Annotated in this window: 11 protein-coding genes, 1 pseudogene and 1 riboswitch; of the genes and pseudogenes, 7 read left to right on the top strand and 5 right to left on the bottom strand. The window is 48.2% G+C overall.

Going from position 1 to position 21,544, the window contains the following annotated elements:
- Window positions 1-6 precede the first annotated feature (6 nt).
- Complete coding sequence (locus tag NH568_RS03245) at window positions 7-2,439, bottom strand: TOMM precursor leader peptide-binding protein (RefSeq protein ID WP_253044555.1); 2,433 nt, start codon at window positions 2,437-2,439, stop codon at window positions 7-9.
- A 142-nt stretch (window positions 2,440-2,581) separates the two neighbouring features.
- Between NH568_RS03245 and NH568_RS03240 the strand changes: the two genes are divergently transcribed.
- Window positions 2,582-2,887 (top strand): hypothetical protein, encoded by a 306-nt coding sequence (locus tag NH568_RS03240; RefSeq protein WP_253044554.1) that lies wholly within the window; start codon window positions 2,582-2,584, stop codon window positions 2,885-2,887.
- A 731-nt stretch (window positions 2,888-3,618) separates the two neighbouring features.
- Here the strand turns inward: NH568_RS03240 and NH568_RS03235 are convergent.
- On the bottom strand, window positions 3,619-4,740 hold the full coding sequence (locus tag NH568_RS03235; protein WP_253044553.1) for a heme-binding protein: 1,122 nt from the start codon (window positions 4,738-4,740) through the stop codon (window positions 3,619-3,621).
- Between the two features lie 737 nt (window positions 4,741-5,477).
- Between NH568_RS03235 and NH568_RS03230 the strand changes: the two genes are divergently transcribed.
- From NH568_RS03230 to NH568_RS03210, 5 genes and pseudogenes are all read left to right on the top strand, one after another.
- Window positions 5,478-6,098, top strand: coding sequence for a glutathione S-transferase family protein (locus tag NH568_RS03230; RefSeq protein ID WP_253044552.1), 621 nt, complete (start codon window positions 5,478-5,480; stop codon window positions 6,096-6,098).
- Between the two features lie 566 nt (window positions 6,099-6,664).
- Window positions 6,665-8,608 carry a RecQ family ATP-dependent DNA helicase gene (locus NH568_RS03225; RefSeq protein WP_253044551.1) on the top strand — a complete coding sequence of 648 codons (1,944 nt, stop codon included), beginning with the start codon at window positions 6,665-6,667 and terminating at the stop codon, window positions 8,606-8,608.
- 983 nt (window positions 8,609-9,591) lie between these two features.
- Entirely contained in the window at window positions 9,592-11,754 is a 2,163-nt protein-coding gene (locus NH568_RS03220) for an AAA family ATPase (RefSeq protein ID WP_253044550.1), read from the top strand.
- Window positions 11,755-11,764: 10 nt separating this feature from the next.
- Window positions 11,765-13,690 (top strand): ATP-dependent helicase, encoded by a 1,926-nt coding sequence (locus NH568_RS03215; protein WP_253044549.1) that lies wholly within the window; start codon window positions 11,765-11,767, stop codon window positions 13,688-13,690.
- Window positions 13,691-13,788: 98 nt separating this feature from the next.
- Window positions 13,789-14,022, top strand: a pseudogene (locus NH568_RS03210) (type II toxin-antitoxin system Phd/YefM family antitoxin).
- A gap of 78 nt (window positions 14,023-14,100) precedes the next feature.
- Here NH568_RS03210 and NH568_RS03205 read toward each other — a convergent pair.
- The 3 genes from NH568_RS03205 to NH568_RS03195 are packed head-to-tail and all read right to left on the bottom strand — an operon-like array spanning window position 14,101 to window position 20,283.
- Window positions 14,101-15,327 carry a DUF1552 domain-containing protein gene (locus NH568_RS03205; RefSeq protein WP_052713331.1) on the bottom strand — a complete coding sequence of 409 codons (1,227 nt, stop codon included), beginning with the start codon at window positions 15,325-15,327 and terminating at the stop codon, window positions 14,101-14,103.
- 30 nt (window positions 15,328-15,357) lie between these two features.
- Complete coding sequence (locus tag NH568_RS03200) at window positions 15,358-18,528, bottom strand: DUF1592 domain-containing protein (RefSeq protein WP_253044548.1); 3,171 nt, start codon at window positions 18,526-18,528, stop codon at window positions 15,358-15,360.
- Window positions 18,529-18,540: 12 nt separating this feature from the next.
- Entirely contained in the window at window positions 18,541-20,283 is a 1,743-nt protein-coding gene (locus tag NH568_RS03195) for a cellulose binding domain-containing protein (protein ID WP_253044547.1), read from the bottom strand.
- A gap of 284 nt (window positions 20,284-20,567) precedes the next feature.
- Window positions 20,568-20,650: riboswitch (cyclic di-GMP riboswitch) on the bottom strand.
- 465 nt (window positions 20,651-21,115) lie between these two features.
- On the opposite strand from NH568_RS03195, the gene NH568_RS03190 reads away from it, so the two are divergent.
- Entirely contained in the window at window positions 21,116-21,535 is a 420-nt protein-coding gene (locus NH568_RS03190) for a hypothetical protein (protein WP_253044546.1), read from the top strand.
- The last annotated feature ends 9 nt before the right edge of the window (window positions 21,536-21,544 follow it).

The raw sequence follows: 21,544 nt of genomic DNA, 5'->3' as shown, positions 1-21,544 counted from the left end.
CCTTTTCTAAGCAATTGGATGTGGTTCTTTATTAACCGGACGTCCTTGCAGTAACTTGCGCAGCCTTGGATTGTCTACCCGTTTAAACTGCTCACCAAAGTGGATGGGCTGCATGTTGACACCGATGGCACGCGCAACCCTGAACGGGCTGAGTGCCATATCGGGTGAAGTAACATCTACAATAGCGATTTCTACGCCTGCTTCATCCAGGCGTTGTTTGAGTTGGCTGACGTGTGTGATCACTTCATACGGCCAGTCTTCCAGCGTTTTCGCCTCGCTGATTGGTCGGCGCATAAAGTCAAAGGCAGCAAGTTTGCTGTTACTAAAATAATAAGCCGCGTGATCTTCCAGGCCGGTTACCTCACTGACCTGCTGAGGGATTTTTTGCCCTGAGCGCATCAACTGGCACAGATAAGGCATCACATGGCCTTGCTCCAGCAGCGCTTTGCGCATAGCCACTTTGATATCGCCATGCGTGGCCAGGGCCACAGAGGCAGCAGGAGTGCGATAGCCGTCTCCCAGTGCCAGACATACAACTGTGGGTACGTGTAATCCCACATCCAGTAAGTAACACTCAAGCTCAATGCCCAGTTCAGTTAACTCCTCAATCATTAAGCGCATTTTGCCACGGTTAAGTGCCTCATAACTGAGCCGTTCGCAGGGCTGTTGTGCATACCAGGTGAGCATCATGGCGTCGCGCTCAATGAGTTCATAACAGGCTCTGAGCGCAGCATCATCATTGTTTTGACCAGCTGCGAGCCCGTTTGACGACACCTGGCTAAACTGCTCTTTGTAAGGGCAGGCAAAATTAAAATAGCTGACCAACGCCGGCACCCAGACTGGGTCATTGGTTGCCAGCCAGCTGCCGCGACACCAGTGTATTTTTTGTTTTCTGTGCCATTTATGAAACGGGAAATTAGGGGTGCTGTATTGCTTATTGGAATACAGTACCAAAGTATCCGGGTCGACATAGTCACCGTTTAACTGGCTAATTGAGGCATATTTACAATCACTCAATTGGTATCTGGCCGCCGAGTAGCGCTCCAGTGCCTCACCAACCGCACTGATATGTGCTGAAATTGTATCTAACCCTTTACCGGATCCGACCTGGCCTGCAGCTCTTGGGTCAAACTCGCCCTCAGTGAACGAGGAGACCCCGGCAGATGCGGTGATCGGGTAGTCTGGTAAATGTGGCGCATGTCCTGTGAGCTGACGGACTATCCCAGTTACCGGGTCCACCCAGCCTTCAAATAGCGATTTAAATTGCTCAACATCCTGGAGCTGATTAAGAGGATTGTCAGCAGGCTGGTTATCGCGGTGCATGGATAACGCATGGGTGGTTGCATGGCTATGATCAAACCCACATACCTCACACCAGGGAATAGGGATAATGGCATGTTTTTCAGCCTGGTGCGTAACCAGATTTTGTACCATAACACGCGATACCAGTTCGCTTTCGCTATAGCCCCAAAGGAGTTTTAACGCCTCCATGGCAAGCTGTTGGCCCGTGATGGCAGACATAGGCGTGAGCATGCTGCGGGCACGGCCTTCGCGATTCTTTTTATGGCTTTTTTCTAATTCGTGCGCCAGTTCGCCATGTTGCTCTGTGCCCAGCTTTCTGAGTCGCAAACAGTTCCAGCATGAGCCTGAGTGAGCGTCGTCTACATTGACCACCGGGCCTATCCAGCTCTCCAGACCATCCAGGTGACCATAAAGGGTTTTAATCTTGTGTTGATGCACATATTCAGAGACTGTGTGTGACCAAAAATGCGCATCTTTACTGAAAGTGACAATGGCCAAATCCCAGTCATTTGATGGGCTGCCTAAGTGCGGGTGCTCGCTGGTGAGCGTTGAGTGGCTGATCTGCATCCAGGGGTTGCGCTGTTGCAGGGCCTCTTTAAACACTTGGGCTCTGGGTTTGCCAATGTCTTGTGGTGTAAGAAAGCGGTGGCATGTTGAGTCGTCACTGGTGATATTTTCTTTATCTAATAAATGAATATGGCCGACTCCCGCCGTGCCCAGCTCTTCCAGCAGTGTGATTGCCCAGGGCTCGAGACCGACGACGAGTACCCGGCAGGGATCAAGGGAGTACACCTGACTTTGGCTATGAGGTTGCTGGTTAGTTTGCTGCCAGGGCCGTAAAAAGCGCGTTTGTACTAAACCGGGCGGCTTAAACTCGAGTTGTTCAGAGACTTCTTCTAACAAACCATACTGACTAAGCAGTTGCAGCACAGCCTCTATACTTGAATCGGCATACTCAGGTAAGCGGGTGCAAATTTCAGCCTGCGTCAGCTCGCCCTGTAGCAGTGGCAGGATCTTTTCAACAAAGTCTGAGGTATCCCGACCGTGAACCTGAAAGTCTCCCAAATCTGAACTTAATAACACACCGTTACTGTTGGGATTAATACTCGCAGCCGGGGTTAATCTTAGCTTTTTCATAAATTAAACATCCAATTTCAGAAGACACTCCCCGCACAAAGCGGGGAGTGTCAATAACCGCGTGCTAGCCGCCGGTACTGCATGGTGTGCAAGTTACACATTGGTAACACTGCACACACTGGTGGGCGCATTGAACGCATTGATGAGTACACTGCAAACACTGGTGGGTACACTGAACGCATTGATGGGTACACTGCAAACACTGGTGGGTGCATTGAAGACATTGATGAGCACACTGCACACATTGTTGGGTGCACTGAGCACAATGATAAGTGCATTGAAGACACTGCTGAGCGCATTGGACACATTGAGACGTACACTGATAACACTGCGCACAGAAGTTCACCACACAGGGGTAGCAGGTATCACATTTGGTAACCGGCTGGCACTGCTGGCAGAAGTTAACGATGCACGGATAACAGGTTTCGCACTTTCTGGTGGCACATAGCTGGCATTGCCCGTTTTGACCCGGCTGGCACATAACACAGAAAGTCACAATACATGGATAACAAGTATCACACTTAGTGACAGACTCACATTGTTGACAGAGGGTAACGGTACAGGGGTAGCAATAGACGCATTGCGTGACTGGGGCACATTGCTGACAGAAGTTAACGATACAAGGGTAGCAAGTATCGCATTGAGTGACAGGTGCGCATTGTTGACATTGCAGATTCTGGCCCTGTTGGCACTGTACGCAGAAAGTCACGATACATGGATAACAGGTGACACAGTTAGTCACAGGTTCACAGGTTACGCATTTATGGGTTGACTCACATTGTACGCAGGCAACACAGGGGGTTGGTGGGCCCAGCGGCTGATAGCTGGTACCAACAGGTGCACAGGTTGCACAGAGTGTGATTGTACACGGGGCACATAAGACGGTTGGTGCGGCACATGGCGCACACGGTGTGCAGTAGTAACAGACTGCACAGTCTGCAATGCCAGACGGGTTACAGCGTGCTTCTAGTGCTTTGACTTTTGAGGTGAGCTCAGTTACCTGTAACTGAAGTTCTTTGATAGCTTGTTCGCTCATCGTACTTTCCTTAAGTTAAGTTTATTGTGTTATTTGGTATCGCATACCAACAACAACCTAGGTTTGTTGCTTGCCCCATGCGTGTAATCAGTGGCAAACAGCATGTCTTTAAAAGACACATTCATCACATTGCAATAGGGTATTTATTGCACTTTAAATAGCGTATTGGCCGTTATGTGTGGAAACGTATAGCGGCTGCGTTTGCTGTGGTCTTTGCCGCTTGCCAGGCTAAAGTCCAGCGAAATATCCTGGGTGTATTGCAGCATATTCTGGCCATTGGATAGTCGCTCTAACCACATAGTGTTTTTGAACCGAGGCACATTAGAATGCGCTTGCATAAAGGGTGTATTAGCGATATCGCCATCGGCCTGCGTATCGACATTCAGCAAAGTGGTATCGATTACACCTATGCCTTGTTGGTAAAGGCTGTCTAAGGCAACCTGCAGCACAATGTTAGGATTAACATTGGGGTTTTCAGGAATATCGGTACCATAAGGAGCCTTAAAACTTGCGCCGCCAGCCGCAGGCAGAGCATTGGCAACAGGAATGCTGGGCGCGCCTCTAAAGCAATCGTGACCTCCCAATGCTAAAATCGAGTTGCCATGCGGCACAGACACTTGTTTTACGAGCGTCCGATCCTGCGCTTGTACCGGGAGCGGGTTGGGGGTATCCGGCACCCAGGGTTGTTTGTTCAGGGTACCTTGCCCCTGAGGTGCAATCACCTGATGTAACCAGCTGCCATTTTCAGCATGGATGAGCTCATCTTTTTGCGGGCCATCGGCAAAAAACACCCGCTGCGAATAAAAAATGGTGTACGCATCTTGCTCGTAGTTACCCGCCCGATTAGCCACTTTGCCCTGGATAGCGCTAAACGTCATGACCTCGTAGTAGGACATGTTTTTTAAGATAAAGCCATTTGGGGCGTTATCTTGCGGGATGGGCATAACATTAAATCCGCCATACCGGGTACTGACCCAAGTCCCAATTAACCCGGCTAATGGGCCGAGTTTTTCCAGGATCTCACAGTCTTGGTTGCCACCACCGTCAGCGATGAGCGGCACATTAAAATCTGGCACAAAATTCGGCTGTTGCGGGTTAGTGGGTTTGTTTGTGCAGTGACTAAACTGCTGTGGGATGCACGAGGCGCAGCGGAATATGGCACCGTGCGAATTGGTTTTAGAACAGTGTTTGTTTAGATCTTCAAATGCTGATTGAAGCTGCGCGATTTCAACTTGTAATTGCGCAATGGGGTCTTGCTTACTCATGGTGTACTTTCCTTGCTGTGTAAAATTATCGGTAGATTAATTTTTCAACAGTCTTTGAGTCTATCAGCAAGGTTTTCGAAATATTATTACACCCCATTACACAAAAGTAACATTTAGAACGCATGTATAATCTGAGTCGCTTTGATTAAATGGAATGCTTAATGTAAGTGCTTACTGTTTATTTGCTTTTTGAAATACATAAGCTCGCTGTTAAGCCGGGATTTACCAACATACAGCGCCGTTATATTCTGCTCACATCGAACCCAATCAACCCCGTCGTCATCCCGGACGCGTGCGAGCCGGGATCTGCCAACATACAGCGCCGAAGTATCCTGTGCACGTCGAACCTCTCCAACCCCACCGTCATCCCAGACGCTTGCGAGCCGGAATCTACCAACATACAGCGCCGAAGTATCCTGTGCACGTCGAACCTCCCCAACCCCACCGTCATCCCGGACGCTTGCGAGCCGGGATCTACCAACATACAGCGCCGAAGTATCCTGTGCACGTCTAACTTCCCTAACCCCACCGTCATCCCGGACGCTTGCGAGCCGGGATCTACCAACCTGCAACGCAGGGGGCTCTTTCTGGTCAAGAACCTCACAAGCTACTCGGCAGCAGCTATTTAGCAATTTGTCTTTGTTATGGGTATGATACCCATCACCTCGCTGCAAAAGTGACAGGTAGTACGCAGCAAAATCATGGCAACTTTGAATAAAGAAAAATAACTAGCGATTATGGTTGAAGAAATTAATATCAAATTGTTTGAGCTGGGTCCCACGAGGAGCGCCCGGGTACTCTGGGCGTTGCGTGAGGCTGGGTTAACATTCGAGTCTGTGCAAAACGGAGTAGACATTTTTAAGTCTCAGGAGCTGCTAAATATTCACCCATTGGGCAAGTTACCTGCGGCACTAATCAATGGACAGCCTTTGTTTGAATCAGCGGCCATCGTCACGGCGATAGCCGATTTAGTGCCAGATAAAAAGTTAATAGCAGCACCTTCAAGCTGGTCGAGAAACCTTCATAACCAATGGGTTTGTTTTACGTTGAGTGAGCTGGAACCTTTTGTGCAGTCTACCGAGATCAACTCAATGGATTTTGTTTTGCCAGCAGAGCAGCACGTTCGGGAAATTATCCCGCAAAATAATATGTTGTATAAAAAAGCTGCCGCAGCTTTAGAAAAGCATTTTTCTCAACAAGACTACTTAGTTGACGACCAATTCTCAGTTACAGATATTGTACTTGCATACACACTTTGTTGGGGACAAGAACAAAAACTACTGGATGACTTTGCGAACATTAATGAGTATATGGATCGACTCTATAACCGCGAGCACTGTACGTTAAAAAAACCATAGGGGCTGCTTAGCGTCTTAGTGGTTTGTGCTCGTCGAACTCACAAACCCCGCCGTCATCCCGGAAGTATGCGAGCCGGGATCTACTAACCGGCAATACCGTGGTTCCGTCTGTTCGCAAACCCTACCAACCCCACGGTCATCCCGGACGCGTGCGAGCCGGGATCTACTAACCGGCAATACCGTGGTTCCTTCTGGTCACGAACCCTACCAACCCCTCGGTCATCCCGGACGCGTGCGAGCCGGGATCTACTAACCGGCAATACCGTGGTTCCTTCTGGTCGCGAACCCAACCATCCCTTCGGTCATCCCGGACGCACGAGAGCCGGGATCTACTAACCGGCAATACGGTGATTCCTTCTGATCGCGTACCCAACCAACCCCTCAGTCATCCCGGACGCATGCGAGCCGGGATCTACTAACCGGCAATACCGAGGCTCCTTCTGGTAACGAACCCAACCAGCTTCGCCGTCACGTGGAAGCCTGCCACTCGTCAAACTGGCTAGGTATTACTGGAGAACTGTAATGTGTTATCTTACACGGCAGTTGTTAACACGGAATTTTGCCTCATGAACGAATCGGTGTTCCACCAAACCTTATCGCAGCGTTTTGGCTTTTCAGCATTCAGGCCGGGCCAGGAACAAACAGTCACCCAGCTGGTCAACGGCCACTCTAGCCTCGCAATATTCCCAACTGGTTCTGGTAAGTCCTTGTGTTATCAGCTGACGGCCTTACAGCTACCCCATTTAACCTTAGTTATCTCGCCACTGCTGGCGCTTATGAAAGATCAGCTTGAGTTTTTACACAGCAAAAACATCAATGCGGCCAGTTTAGATTCAACGTTAACCCGAGAGCAAAGCCAGTCTGTGATGCAAAATGTCAGAAATGGCAGCATTAAAGTGCTGATGATCTCGGTTGAGCGCTTTAAAAACGAGCGCTTCAGAGAATTCATTAAGCAAGTGCCTATTTCTATGCTGGTGGTTGATGAAGCGCACTGTATCTCTGAGTGGGGCCATAATTTCAGGCCTGATTATCTTAAGCTACCCGACTATCGTAATGAGTTAAACATCCCATTAGTGTTGCTGCTTACCGCCACGGCGACCAAAAAAGTAAAGCGCGACATGGCGAACCGGTTTGATATAAAACCCGAGCATATTGTGCAGACGGGCTTTTATCGCGCTAACCTGGATTTAAGCGTGTATGCCTACCCGGAAGCGCAAAAAGTGCAGGCACTGATTGGTTATTTAAAGCAACAAGCTGGCGCAGGTATTGTGTATGTCACGCTGCAACAACAGGCCGAGCAGGTGGCTAAGCAATTGCAGGCGGCGGGCGTAAACGCCGCTGCTTATCATGCCGGGCTGGATGACAGCCTTCGTCAGAGTATCCAAAACGATTTCATGAACAATCACAAGCAAGTGATCGTTGCCACGATTGCCTTTGGTATGGGCATAGACAAATCCGATATTCGGTTTGTGGTGCACTACGACCTGCCAAAATCGATAGAGAATTACAGCCAGGAGATAGGCCGCGCAGGGCGCGACGGACAATTTTCTGAATGCATTACTTTGGCTAACTTAGATGGCGTAGCGACGCTTGAGAACTTTGTTTACGCCGACACCCCGGAGCAAGCCAGCATTCAGGCACTGATTGACGAAATTCAATCGCAGCAACAGCAGGGTTTGTGGGAAATGCAGGAACTCAGCGCCTCTAAAGTCAGCAATATCCGATTGCTGGCGTTAAAAACCTTACTGGTGCAGCTCGAACTCAAAGGCGTAATTGAGGCCAAATACGCGTTTTACGCCGACTTTAGATTCAAGTGGTTACGCACAGAGCAGGACGTCATCAGCATGTTCGACGCGAACCGTCAGCAGTTTATTCAGCAGATAATTGCCAATACGCAATTTAAGAAAGTATGGGGCACCGTTGATATTCAGGCCTTAGTGCAACTAGGGCACGACAGAAACCGGATTGTAGCGGCGCTGGACTACCTGCATGAGCAAGGGCACATCGAGCTTGAGTCAAAGCGCATGATGCAGGTTTATCAGGTAGATGAAACTAAGCTGGCAGAACCAAATCTGGCCAAAGAACTTGCCGATTACTTTTTAGATAAGGAGCAAGCCGAGGTCAAACGCATCGCCGCCATGCTGCGCTTTTTTGAGTTAAACACCTGTTTAAGTTACAACTTAGCGCGCTATTTTGACGACGAAAATGCCCCTGTGCAATGCGGGCACTGCTCAGCGTGCCGAGGTCAAACTGCTCAACTAGCCCAGTCAAAACAGGCCGAATTTCCGTCGGACGATACATTACGAAACGACTTAAATGCGCTAAAACAGCATTTGATGCAAATTGGCGTTACGCCAAGCTCCGCAATACTGACCCGATTCCTAACCGGCATGACCTCGCCATTGGCCACGTCTTCCAAATTCAGACAACGCGCCGGGTTTGGCAGCTGCGCAGACATCCGCTATCAGCAGGTTTTGAGTAAAGTAAAGCAATTAGGTTTTGGGATGTAACGGCGGATCAAAGAAGTAGCACATCTTTATCAGATAGCACCAAAATCAAAGCGTGACAGTGTTTGGATGAGCATCGGCCTGGCAGTCAAAGCTGACACGGCCGAACTTTCCTTTCAAAATTGGTGCCTTTAACGCTGGTGTCCATCTCCGTCATCCCGGACGCTTGCGAGCCGGGATCTACTAACGTGCGGCACAGCGGTATCCCTTGCTGTCGAACTTACAAACCACACCGTCATCCGGACGCCTGCGAGCCGGGATCTACCAACATGCGGCACAGCGGTATCCCTTTGCAGTCGAACTCACAAACCCCTCCGTCATCCCGGACGCTTGCGAGCCGGGATCTGCCAACGTGCGGCACAGCGGTATCCCTTTGCAGTCGAAATCACAAACCCCAGCGTCACCCCGGACGCTTACGAGCTAGGATCTATTAACGTTAAACGCAGCAGTTTCCTGAAGTGTACTAATTTAGGTTGGGTGTCCAAGCGAAAATTCATCACAAACCCACTGTGATCCCGGGGTCTTTCGAGCCGAGCAAAAAGCTTCTTTGTATCTGTAGTCTGTATTGCTGGCTAAGGAATACGGGGATGATCACTTTGCCAATGCGATATGCTGGGGACTAAGTCATGTTGTGCCGAAACCACAGCATCTTGCCAAATAAGAAAAAAGTGGGTCTAATGATACTCATAAATAACGTTGTTCAGGCAGGGAATGAGTCGCGTTGTAATGGTTTGAGTCATAAACGGTTCAAAACAAAAGTTACTCATCAAAAGTAAATTCCCAAAGCATAAACTACATTAGCCGGAGACGGCTTGCGGCCCAATTCAACTAGCGATTATGTGTTTGCATGAATATTAAAGCGTTGTAAGGCATCGCTCGAGTGTGCGTTTTCTACCGTAAGCGGGCATTGGTCGAAAAGTAGCAAAAAGAAATAATATTAAATGTAAGTCCCCTTGTCTTTGGCCCGTTTTTTAAGGTTTTGATACATGCAAATTACTTCCTTCACTTTAAAGAATTACCGGCGGCTAGCCGATGTAACCTTAGTGCTTGACGATAAAACAGCAGTTCTTGTAGGTGCTAATAATAGTGGAAAAACGTCTTGCATTGGTGCTCTTCATACATTTCTAAAAAGCCCGGAAAATCTTAAGGTTAGAGATATATCTAAGAGTAATTGGAAGCACATCCAAAATCTGGGTAAAGAAGTCGAAGAAGAGTTTCCCTCCATCGAGAAAATGCAGGATCTATCCGATATCCTTATTGGCTTATTGCCTAGTTTAGATATCGAGATAACAGCAGAAGCTAGTGAAGCATATAAGGTTCGTGACATCTTACCAGACCTAGAGTGGAAAGGTGGAGCTCTATCCGTTCGCATAAATTATGAAGTGATTGATGTATCCAAACTATTTGGTGAGTTTGTTAATACGAGAGAGGTAGTAACCAAGCATCAAGGTGAAGTAAGCCTATGGCCTAAAGATCTATGTGATTTCTTAGAGAAAGGCCGTAATTTCAGTAAATTCATAAAGCAAAAGCACTACATTTTGAGCAAAGACGCTGAGCCGAGTTCGAACGAAATTTTACAGCCGCTAAAATCTGAAGCTTTAAAAAAATTAATTCGAGTAGATGTTATATCCGAGCAGCGAGGGCTAGGTGCTCAAGATAACGCAGAACAAACAGGGCCATATTCAGAAAAACAGCGACTCAACAAGTTACTTCGAGACTATTATGAGCGTATTTTAAATCCAGAAGATTATCCAGAGGCTGGCGATCTCAAAGTCTTGGGGCAACAACAAGATTTAGAAAAGGAATTCACCGAAAGGTTGAATAAACAGTTTGAGGATCCCTTCGAAGAGTTAAAAAGCATGGGGTATCCAGGTATCGGTGGTAATCCAACTGTTGAAATTTCCGCGCAAATTAGCGGAATAGATGCGTTGCAAAAATCGTCATCAATACGATACCGTTTTGATAAAGAAAATGAAGAATTTATTCCCGAAAGCTACTTAGGACTTGGCTATCAGAATCTCATCTATCTGACCTTTAGGCTACTAGAATTCCGAGACAAATGGATGCGTGTTGGTAAATCAGCGGCTTCAGAGGACAATGTTGAAGAGCAGATTGAACCAATTCACCTAGTCTTACTTGAAGAACCGGAAGTAAATCTTCACGCGCAAGTTCAGCGTGTTTTTGTATCGAAAGCTTACGATACTTTGCGGAATCATCCTGACTTGCGCGACAAGAATAGCAAAGAAGTTCAGACTGAATATCAGACACAACTCGTGATTAGCACCCACTCCAGTCATATTATTAATGATATTGACTTCAAAAATTTACGTTACTTCCGGCGGAATAATGCAAATACGTCCATCGCAATGGACCATACAACAATTGCAAACATGTCAGAGCTTTTTGCGAATGCGAAAGATGAGCTTTTGTTTGTAAGTAAACACTTGAAGCTCACTCATTGTGACATCTTCTTTGCCGACGGCGTTATATTCGTCGAGGGGCAAGCAGAGCGTCTTCTGGTACCAGAGTTCATTTCCAATAGCTTCCCGGATTTATCTAATCGGTACATCTCGATGCTCGAGGTGAACGGTGCTCACACGCACAAATACAAAGCGTTAGTCGAGAAGCTTGGGGTCACGACTCTAGTGCTGACGGATCTTGACTCTGTTGATAACAACGGGAAGTCTTGTTTTCCGCAAAGAAACTCTGATCAAAAGAGCAACAATGATACTTTGAAGATCTGGCATCCACAGAAAGAAACTTTGGATGAGTTAGTAGATTTGCCCAAAACGGAACATATGACAACAAGCGAAGGTGCGCCGCTTTACGTTGCTTTTCAGAAACCGACCCAGATTTCTGAGAAGGAGGTTTTATCCCGAACATTTGAAGATGCTTTGATTTTGGCTAATTTTGACCAAGAGTATTTTCAGAAGAAACCCAAACTCGAAACTGCCAAATCGGCCCATGAAGATGGCAGTAAGTCGTTGTCAGAGTCACTTTATGAATATGTACAAGGTTTAAAAAAGGGCGACTTTGCCTTCGATTGCCTATTCCATCTCGCGGATAGAGAGTCGAGTAGCTTCAGTCCCCCTGAATACATGAGCGATGGCCTTAAATGGCTGGCAGCTCAGCTTTCACCAAAAGAATAGGGGGGAAGTTATGTCAGAAGAATTCTACTTTGCGGAAACCAAACCCATAGATCATGACAGTGATGTTGATGAAGCTATTAAGGCGTGCCTACGCATAGGGTCAGGAAAAAGCTTTATTACCTTCGCTGGGGCGGGATCAGGAAAAACCTACTCTCTAAAAAATGCTCTGGATTTCCTGAAAAATCAATACTCTGACGACTTTTCTCGGCGAGGAAAGCAAATTGCCGTTGTAACCTTTACTAACAACGCTGCAGATGAAATCAAGGACCGAATCGAGCAAAACCCGATCTTCGCGGTTTCTACGATTCATAGCTTTTGCTGGGATGCAATTGGCGGCTTCAATGAGGACATTCGCAAGTGGTACTTGGAAAAAATTCCTACCGATTTAGAAGATCTCAAGGAAAAAGAAGATAAAGGCCGTGCAGGCAAGGCATCCGATGCCCGAAAAAGGGATATCACCCGCCTGACTAAGAAAATGGAATGGTTGGCGCAACCTCGCTCATTCGATTACGATCCAAACGGCATAAACTCCTCCCCAAATGCCCTTTCGCACACGGATGTTTTGAAGATTTTCTCTAATTTATTGACCACCAAACCGATGATGGCGGAAGTCATAGTAAACAAATACCCTTTTATATTCATTGACGAAAGCCAGGATACAAATAAAGACGTAGTTAGTGCATTCTTTGAGCTGCAAAAAGCAAAATCGGACAAAGTTGTAATCGGTCTGTTTGGAGATACGATGCAGCGTATCTTTGGCGGGGGAGAGCCTGAGCTGGGTAAGACTAAACCAATTGACTGGACTACTTTCGACAAGAAAATGAACCATCGCTCAGCGCGGCGCATCGTTGGTTTGGGGAATCAAGTTCGTAATGATGAGGATAAACGTAGACAGTTTGCCCGAGATGGAGCTGCGGAAGGTTACGTCCGGTACTTCTTATTGTCGCACGGTGTCTCAGACAAAGATCAAGTTGAAGCAAAAATTCGCGAGACGATGGCGGAAGTTACAGGTGACACGGACTGGACAGATATTCAATCGAAAGAAACTGCTATCTTACTTTTGGAACATAAAATGGCTGGGCGTCGGCTTGGCTTTGATGGTATTTGGGACAAGCTCTCAAAATCAGAAAAAATTAAAGATCGGATTGCAGAAGGAAAAAATACCGAATTAAATTTTTTCTCTAGCATTGTTTTTCCTTTGGCTGAAGCAAGCATGAAGAAAAGGCGAGCCGAGTTGATGTATATTTTGAGAGAAAACGAGTCTCCGCTTTTAGAAGCCTGTGTATTTCAAGCAAACAGAGACGATCCGCTCGCGCCAGCCCGAGCCGCGGAACATGCATTTCGAGATGTGGTTTCAAAAGATAAGGTCAACTTTCGAGCAGTTCTAGAAGTGATCGCTGAGCACAACCTGCTGAAAGTTCCTCCAAAATTGCAATCGTTTGTGACGAATTCAGAAGACGCTGAGACTGAACTAGAGTCAGTCCAACCGGGAGCCAAGCCTGAGGCTGAGTCAGAACCTGAAGAGCATGATGGCAGTGAAATTGCTGCTTGGGCTGAAGTTTTGGAGACTGACTTCTTCCAGATTCGGAACTATAAGGACTATATTGATGGGAACTCAATTTTCCGAACTCATCAAGGCGTGAAGGGTAACGAATTCGAGCGTGTAATGGTTGTCATGGATGATGATGAAGCTGGCGGGTTCTCATTTTCCTACGAGCAGTATTTTGGTGCGAAAGAGCTTTCGCGGGAAAGCCAAAAAAAGCGGGATGCAGGTGACGAAACTGGTTTGGATCGAACCCGACGATTATTTTATGTCACATCTACTCGTGCTAAGAATAGTCTCGCTCATGTGATTTATACATCAGATGTGACTAAAGTTGAGGAAAGTCTTATGGAAAAGAAGTTAGCACGGGAAGGTGAAATTATTAAGTTATAAACTCACCGCTTAAACCGTACTTAATATAGAGTCACGCATTCGATAGTCCATATGATCGAATGTGAACCGCTGAATTATGAGTTTATGGGCAAGTATAGTTGGTGGTCGCGTCTTATACCAAGCAAATCAATGAGACGCGCCGTCCACTGGTAATCACACAGCGCGGTAAAGGTGTTGCCGTTGTACTTGATGTGGCCGAGTACGAAGCGATGCAAGAGAAAATTGAATTGCTGTAAGAAATGCGTGCAGCTGAGGCTCAGTTAGCTTCAGGTCTTGGCGTGTCAAATGAGGATGCGCGTACTCAAGTGCTACGCCACAAAAAAAGCCCCTAAAAAGGGGCTTTGCTGTCCTGATTATCTATAAACCAAAGCTACTCACTAAATATAAATAGCAGTTACCAAAACAACCACCTAAACAATCACCCCCGGAATTTCCTTACCAAACCCAAGGTCTACGCCACACGCCTTGGCTGCGGTGTGCAGTACATCGTGCTGGTTGTAGCCAGAGCCGATGTCGCTGACTACGCCTCGGTTGATGCGGGCGCCACCGCCGGCGATCAGATAGGCGCAGGGGTTGGCAGAGTGTTTGTCTGCGTGGCCCATGTCGGTGGTTTCTAGTACCACTGTGCTGTCTAAAATGCCGGCTGCTTTGAGTTTTTGGATCAAATAGGCGCTCAGGCTGCCCAGGTGGCTGCGCATTTCGGTGTAGTACGGGTAGTTTGGCTGGCCGTTACTGCCACCGTGAATGGCGTTGTGATAGTGCCCCTGGAAGTTCAGCTCAGGAATGCGGAACTCAGACTGGTGGTTACCAAAGGCCAGCGATACCGAGCTGGTCAGGTTACATTGCAAAGCTGCCACGGCTATGTCTGCTTGCAGCCTTGCCTGCTGACTAAAGGTATCAAAGGTTAACGGGAACTCAGTGTCATCGGGGGCAATGCCACAGGAGGTGCCGCCAGAGAGTTCATCTAAACGCCGCTGGGTGTCTGCAATGGCATCCAGATGGTCATTCATGCGCTGTATTTCGTAGCCAGCGAGTCTGTTTTTAATCGCGTTGGCTGCCGACATATGCGCATTCATGATAGGCGTTTTACTGTTGCTGCCCTGGGCGCCGCCAAACACCATTTTATACACGGTGAAGGGGTTTTCCTGGAACGGCAAACGGTTACGGTTGTCTTTGGTTAAGTGACCCTGGCCATTACTGTGAACGCCTAAGTTCAGATAACGAAATGGCAGGTTCGGGCCCAGTGCGTTACCCATAGTGACGTCGTAACTGTCGCCGCCCCAGCTCTGGGCGAGCAGTACCGGCATACGGCCATGACCCGCATTGGAATGGGCCATATTGACCATAAAGTTACATTCGGTTTTAACCGGCTCATAGCCTGCCGACATCACACCCAGTTGCATGGTTTCACCGCTGCCTGTGGGGTTCCAAAGCGACGCAATAGAGCCGCCCGGAATATAAATAGACACAGTTTTATTGGGCAGCCCGGCGTCCATGGCATCGGCATGTCGTGCGTAAAGCAATCCTGATACCAGCGGCGATGTGCGGATCAGGGCGGTCGAAATACCCGACGCCATAAACATTTTTAATAAGCTGCGGCGCGATATCGCCATGTTATTTAAATGCTCTTTTTTCATGTTACTAACCTCTTAATGTTGTGACCCGCATTACTCGCTTCTGGACCAGGCTTTGCGATAACGCACCGACTTGAGTGAACCAAATTTCTCCAGCATGGCTCTCGGGCTTTCCTGCATCATGGTGTTGGTCAGTGTGTCGATTTCACACATATAACCGACCTGCTCTGTCTGAGACAGGCGCTTGTCTTCTTCACTCGTCGGGTCGATTGAGTCATGACCCACACCCATTACGTAGCGGAACATTTGCTGTGGTAAGCAGCTTTGAGCTGAAGACAGGTCGGCTATTACAGCACCTAATTGTTTAGTGCCGTTGAATGGCACAAAGTCACTGACCTGCGCGTATTTCTCAGGGGCGTAGAGGGTGCCCGATGCGTCGATCACATTACCGTTATTGTCTTGATTGCGGATGTTGCCCACGGCATCAAAGTCTTCCATACCAAAGCCCATCGGGTTGATGTACTTTTCATGGCAACTTGAACAAGGCTGACCTTCGGTCAGGCTGTGGTACTTGAGTCGGTTAGTGGTCGTCGGGTCTTGCAACAAGTCAGACAGCTCGGCAAGCCTTTGCTCTCTGGCTTCAAAGGTACCGGCTGGCGGATCGGGCTGCTCCTGACACAGCATACGGCGGCGCACTCTGACCGAGCGTAAGATAGGGTGCGATTCATCTACTTCTGCCCAGCGTGACATAAACGCACCATTGGCTAAGATACCCCCACGTTGTGTGGTCTCAACTTTTTGCATGTCATCGCCCGATACGCCGGGAATGTTGTAGTGGTTGGCCAGCATCTGATTGACGAACGTGAAGTTGGCGGTATACAGCGAGCCAAATTTTTCGTCCGGCTGAGTCATGATGTAGGAGAAAGTTTCGTTGATCTCTGCTTTCATGGCGGGTACCAGATTGGCAAAGCCCGGATAGTGGTCCTGATCTTTACTGGCGACCTCTAAACTGCCTGTGCCCAGCCAGCTGCCTACAAAGTCACCCAGCACCGGTTTGGCTTGCTCTGCCAGGCGGTTTGCATGGGCAATGATATGGGCTTCATCACGCAGCTCATCACGCTCAGCGGCTTGCCACAGGAGTTGATCTGGCGATGAACCGGTAAAGGTATAAGACAGGAAGGTAGCCATTTCCCATGAGGTCAGCTCAAAGGCGTCGTAATCCAGCTCTGAGTTATCAGGGTTCGCTTCGCCTAACTCATGACGATAAATAAACTGCGGCGAAGACAGCAAGCCTTCCAGCGCTAACTGCATGCCCGCTGCAACGTCGTTATTGTTGAAAAAGCCCGTAGCGATCAGTCGATAACTGTCTGACTCATCCTGCGTTAGCGGACGGCGGAATATCTGCGGCGCTAACTCATCAATCAAACGGTTGGCACAGTCTTCGTTAATGGCTGCACAACTTAAAGCGGGCGAATAGCCATTATCAGCCACCCATTGTGCGATTTCTTCGGCAACCAGCAGGTAGTTGCTGTAGTTAGAAGGCTGCACAGCGGCATGGGTATTATTAATGAAAAAGCCCACCTGAGAATCCGGCGACAGGCCGTCTGATACTTCAAAATCAACTCCCAGTAAGTCTTCTACTGTGTTTTGATATTCGGTTTGGGTCAGTATTTTCAGCTGTCTTGCACCGTATGCCACAGGCGCGACACCCACATCACAGGTGAGTGGCGCAGGCCACAGGGTTTGCAGATATGTCGCGATATCCGTGGCACATTGCTCATCACAGGCACCCGGCGCGCCATAAGGCATAGTCGCGGTGATCACATCAATCATGGCCTGTACATCGCGTTCTGTATTGAGCGCAGGGAATGAACCCAGACCGCCACCCTCAGAGCCATGACACCCGGCACAGTTGGTTTTGTACAACTCCATGCCACGGGCAATGGGGTCGGTTTGCGTGACTGTAATACGGGCAATATTACTGGGCTGGGAGGGCACTGAGTTGTTCAGCGCAATCACCTTGTAATCAAACTCGCCGGACTCCGGTAAACCCGACTCATGAAAACTTGCGTTAGAGGCAAGCGTAGCGGCGGTGTGCCAGCGGCCATCAAGCGACTTTAAACGCACCAGATAGTTGGTTTCGTTATTGCTGTTGTCGTACCAGCTTAATTGCGCCTGCGCTTCGGTAGAAAGCACACTGGCGCTGAGCTCGGAAGGCGCAGCGGGCTTAGCCGCCATATTAACCGGCTCAAAACCGTCTTGCTCGGCAGATAAAAAGGTCAGGTTAAAGTAAACCGGTACGGTCTCGCCAATACCACTCAGGTTAGCGACCACTCTCAGTGCCTCAATACCATAGTCCATATCGAAGGTTTTACTGTCGACTATCAAAGGCGTAAGCGTACTGACATTAACATGGCCCGTTGCCAGCTTCACGACCAACACATCCAGGCTGAGTTCATGGTTAACGCCATGCAGGCTCATCTCGCCGGTAACGGTTTGAACCGTCGGGTTGCCCACTTCCAGCGTGCTCAATAGTGCAGGGTCAATCTGAGTACTGAAGTACGCTGTTGGCAGTAATTCTGTTTCAAACAGTAAGTCCATAACCCGGCTGTTTCTGATATCCACACCGGTAGACACGCTATTTAAATCAACCGCCAGCGTGACGCGCCCGTCGGCATCAATACTACCCGATAGCGCAGGAGCAGCGTTATTCTGAGACGCAAACTGGTTCAGCTCTGCCACATGGTCTTTTTTGACCGACACGTAACTGAGTGAAGACTCAGCACTGTCCAGTGCCCACAAGCCCGTTTCTGTGACCGCATCCGGGGGCGTAGTCGGGCCAGAGTTGCTGCACACATCACCATTGAGGGTAATGACAACGTCTTCACTCAGACCATTTTTATTGGCAACAAAGCCGAGACCAAATGACTGATTTGCATGAACTGTATGACCTTGTGAGGTGATGGTACAGCCCGTGTCGTTACAGTCGAAATTGCCGTTCCAGCTATTTTGCAGGGATATGCCCGGGTTCCAGGTGAGTTCGAGCGACCAGGTGTTAAAGCTCTGATCTGAGTCATTCTCTATGACTATCTCGGTTTTAAAGCCGTTGTTCCAGTTATCCGGAATGTTGAATGAACACTGCGCTGCCTGAGCAAACGGCGCGCTTGCGATTAAACTAATGCAGGCGGCAAACTTTGCAATAGCAGGTGCTGCAGATTTGCTACGAGTCAAGGTAGAGAATCGTGGTAAATTATTGAATATCATTTTCTTTCCCTCCTATTGTTGAGCTTCAAAAACTAAGTTAAAGCTCACGGGAACCGCGTAACTGATCACAGATAAATTCGCCAATGTTCTCAGTGTCTCTATACCTGGCTCTAAACCAAAGTCTGTTGCGTCCAGCACAACAGGGGCTAGGCTTTGCACCATCACCTTAGTGTGCGTCAGGCGGCGAACTGCTACGTCTGCTGTCACTTCGGCTATCACGCCTTTGAGATTGAGCGTGGCGGTAACAGTCTGCTTGTCAGTGCTGCCAATAGGTAAGGCTGTCAGAGCTGCATAATCAACGGCGAGCAGTACTTCGGCGTGGGGGAATAAGCTGGTATCGAATAAGTGCTCCTTCATTCTGCCATCCCGGGTGTCATTACCCGTATTAACACTGGCCAGATCCAGGGTGAGCCTTGCTGCCCCTTGCTCAGAAATACTGCCGCTGAGGTTTTCGAAGGTGTGTGCTTCAACCACGTGCTGTTTCTTGGTTGAGACAAAATACAGGCTGGAGCTTTGCGGATTTAACTCAAACGGTCCGGTAATTGGCGCTACATCCGGCTCTGCGACCTGAATGCTGATAGGCTGGCTGACTGTGGTATTAACCCCGTCATTGACCGTTAATTTGACCGTAAATGTACCGGTTTGATCGAAAACATAAGCAGGGTTTGGCTCGCTGGATGTATTGCCGTTACCAAAATCCCAGCTGTAGGTCAGGGTATCGCCGTCTGGATCGGAAGAGCCGCTGCCATCAAAGTTCACTGTTAAAGGGCGCTGGCCCGAGGTTACAGAGGCAGATGCAACGGCCGTTGGCGCATGGTTAATATTACCATCTGTCGAGCACAAGCCGCCGAGCGAAGGCGTAGTTGGGGCATCGTTTTCCTGCGCCTTTTGGGCATTAAAGCCAAAGTTTAAGCTCTGGCCCGGATTAATGGTGCCGTTGTAGTTCTCATTCACAATCTCATAGGGGTTATTGCCACTGTGATTACCATGCCAGACGCCGGTCAGTTTGGTGTTATCGGCAAATTCCATCAGCACTTTCCAGCCTGAAATGGCAACGCTTTCGGTGTTGGTGATGGTGACCTTGCCACGAAAGCCCGAGATCCATTCCTGTTCCACTTCAAATACACATTGTGCTGATTCTGGCTGCGCTTGTTCAATCGAGAGTGAAATTGGTGCTGCCTGGTAGTCATTGGCGCCGTCGTTGATGGTTAATGACACCTGGTAATCACCCGGCTGCTCAAAGGTATGCTGTGGGTTCATTTCATCTGAGTTGTGGCCGTTGCCAAAATCCCACAGATAGCTCACTGTGTCTGATGCTGAATTGGCAAGCTCGCTACTGAACTGGATGGTGGCAGGCGCCGTGGCCTGGGTGTCAGACGCGGTAATAGCAACACTGACTTCGTTATTGTCATCCTGTCCGCTGCTTGCGCAAATGCCAGAGAAGACAGGTGCAACGGCGGTTTGCCCGGCCGCTTTTTGCACGTTAAAACCAAAAGACTTTGACGAGTTTGGGTTAATCTTTCGGTTCCAGCTGAGGTTCTCAAACTGATAGGGGTTGCTGCCGCCCAGTTGGGCGCGCCAGGCATTGTTGATTGACTCACCCTGATTAAACTCAAGCCCGACCGTCCAGCCATCTAAGGCAACGTCGGAATCGTTATATACCGTGACTTCTGCGGTATAACCGCTTTGCCACTCATTTTTTACCTTGAACTCGCACTGCGCTGCCAGGCCCGGCATCGCGTGTCCTAAAGCCATTAAACAGAGCCCGACTTTAAAAAGCCGGCGCTGCTTGTTGTATCTATGTTGTCTCATGAGTATTCCCCAGAGCATTGTCATCTGACATGTTGTTTCCCTGCTGTTCTTCGCTGAATAGGCGGTCGACCAGAATGAACAGGTTAAAATCGCAACGACAAGCTCAGGGATGAGGAAAGACTAAAAGAGAGCGGTATGACAACAGATGCCATAGGCGTGAATGCCAATATGCTACGCAATGCGCATACAAAACAACAGTATGCACACTTCATTTTTACTCGTTGGCATTCAGCAACCCCGCTATCTTAGCACTCACCTTAGACCGGAAGCTTTGCGTCCCTTCCTTTCGAAAGGTTTGCTATTTTAAGCCTGTCTGTGGAAGGTAGCCTAAAATTGCAATAACCACAAAGGCCAAACCGCAACTTTCACATTATTTGCACATTTCACCTGAAATAAGGCAGAAAGGCTGTTTAAAACTTACCCTTATCCATTGTGAAGTCCTTTAAATTTAATGATTTATGCTCATTTTTAGAAATGTGCACAATGTGGCTCAATTGTGCAAAAGGGGCAGGAGTGTGTCCTAAATTTGGTCCGGCTATGGTATGTTTTCTGTTTGTGATTGGTGGACAATCTTTCTACAGATTGAATGGATGATTCTGGTAAAGTGCCTTTTTTAGGATGTTTCGTTAGACGCACGGGGTCGGTTCTGGTTGGTTTCTCGGGTAATATTTGGTAAAGCAGTGAGTGAGGTGTGCTTATTCACTGACAAGCACGCTTTCTTATTGAGGACGCCATGGTGATAAATAATAATTAACAGGTCTTTCGGAGATATGTTTTGAAGCAAAAAAGCAGACAGTTGTTACATGTGTTTGTCGTGGCATTGGGACTGACTTTTTCAATAATATACAAAGCAACGAATAGTGAGAATGAGCATGTCAGGCTTGAAGAGGATGTTTCTCAATTGCTCCTTCAAGATGGAGATAAAGCCAAATTACTCTCTTTTTATGAATCAACTGACGTGGTTTCATTAGAAATTGGCGTTGAAAGCTTTAGCCGAAGTGACGCATTATTTGAAGAAAAGAAAAACCAATACAAAGTAAAGACGCTGAACTTTGTCTGTACGAACGATGTACTAAGGAAATACTTGGACTCCGAGATTCAAATTATTGTTGACCTGGCGGTTGATAAAAACCTCGCCGATATAATCGCTAACTTACATGTCACGTCGGCTCGCTGTAGTAGGTTAGGGTTGTAGAGCAAATCA

The organism is Pseudoalteromonas sp. XMcav2-N (assembly GCF_024124545.1).
Lineage (GTDB): Bacteria > Pseudomonadota > Gammaproteobacteria > Enterobacterales > Alteromonadaceae > Pseudoalteromonas.
The sequence above is the reverse complement of the archived record's forward strand: the minus strand, read 5'-3'. Positions and strand labels throughout refer to the sequence as shown.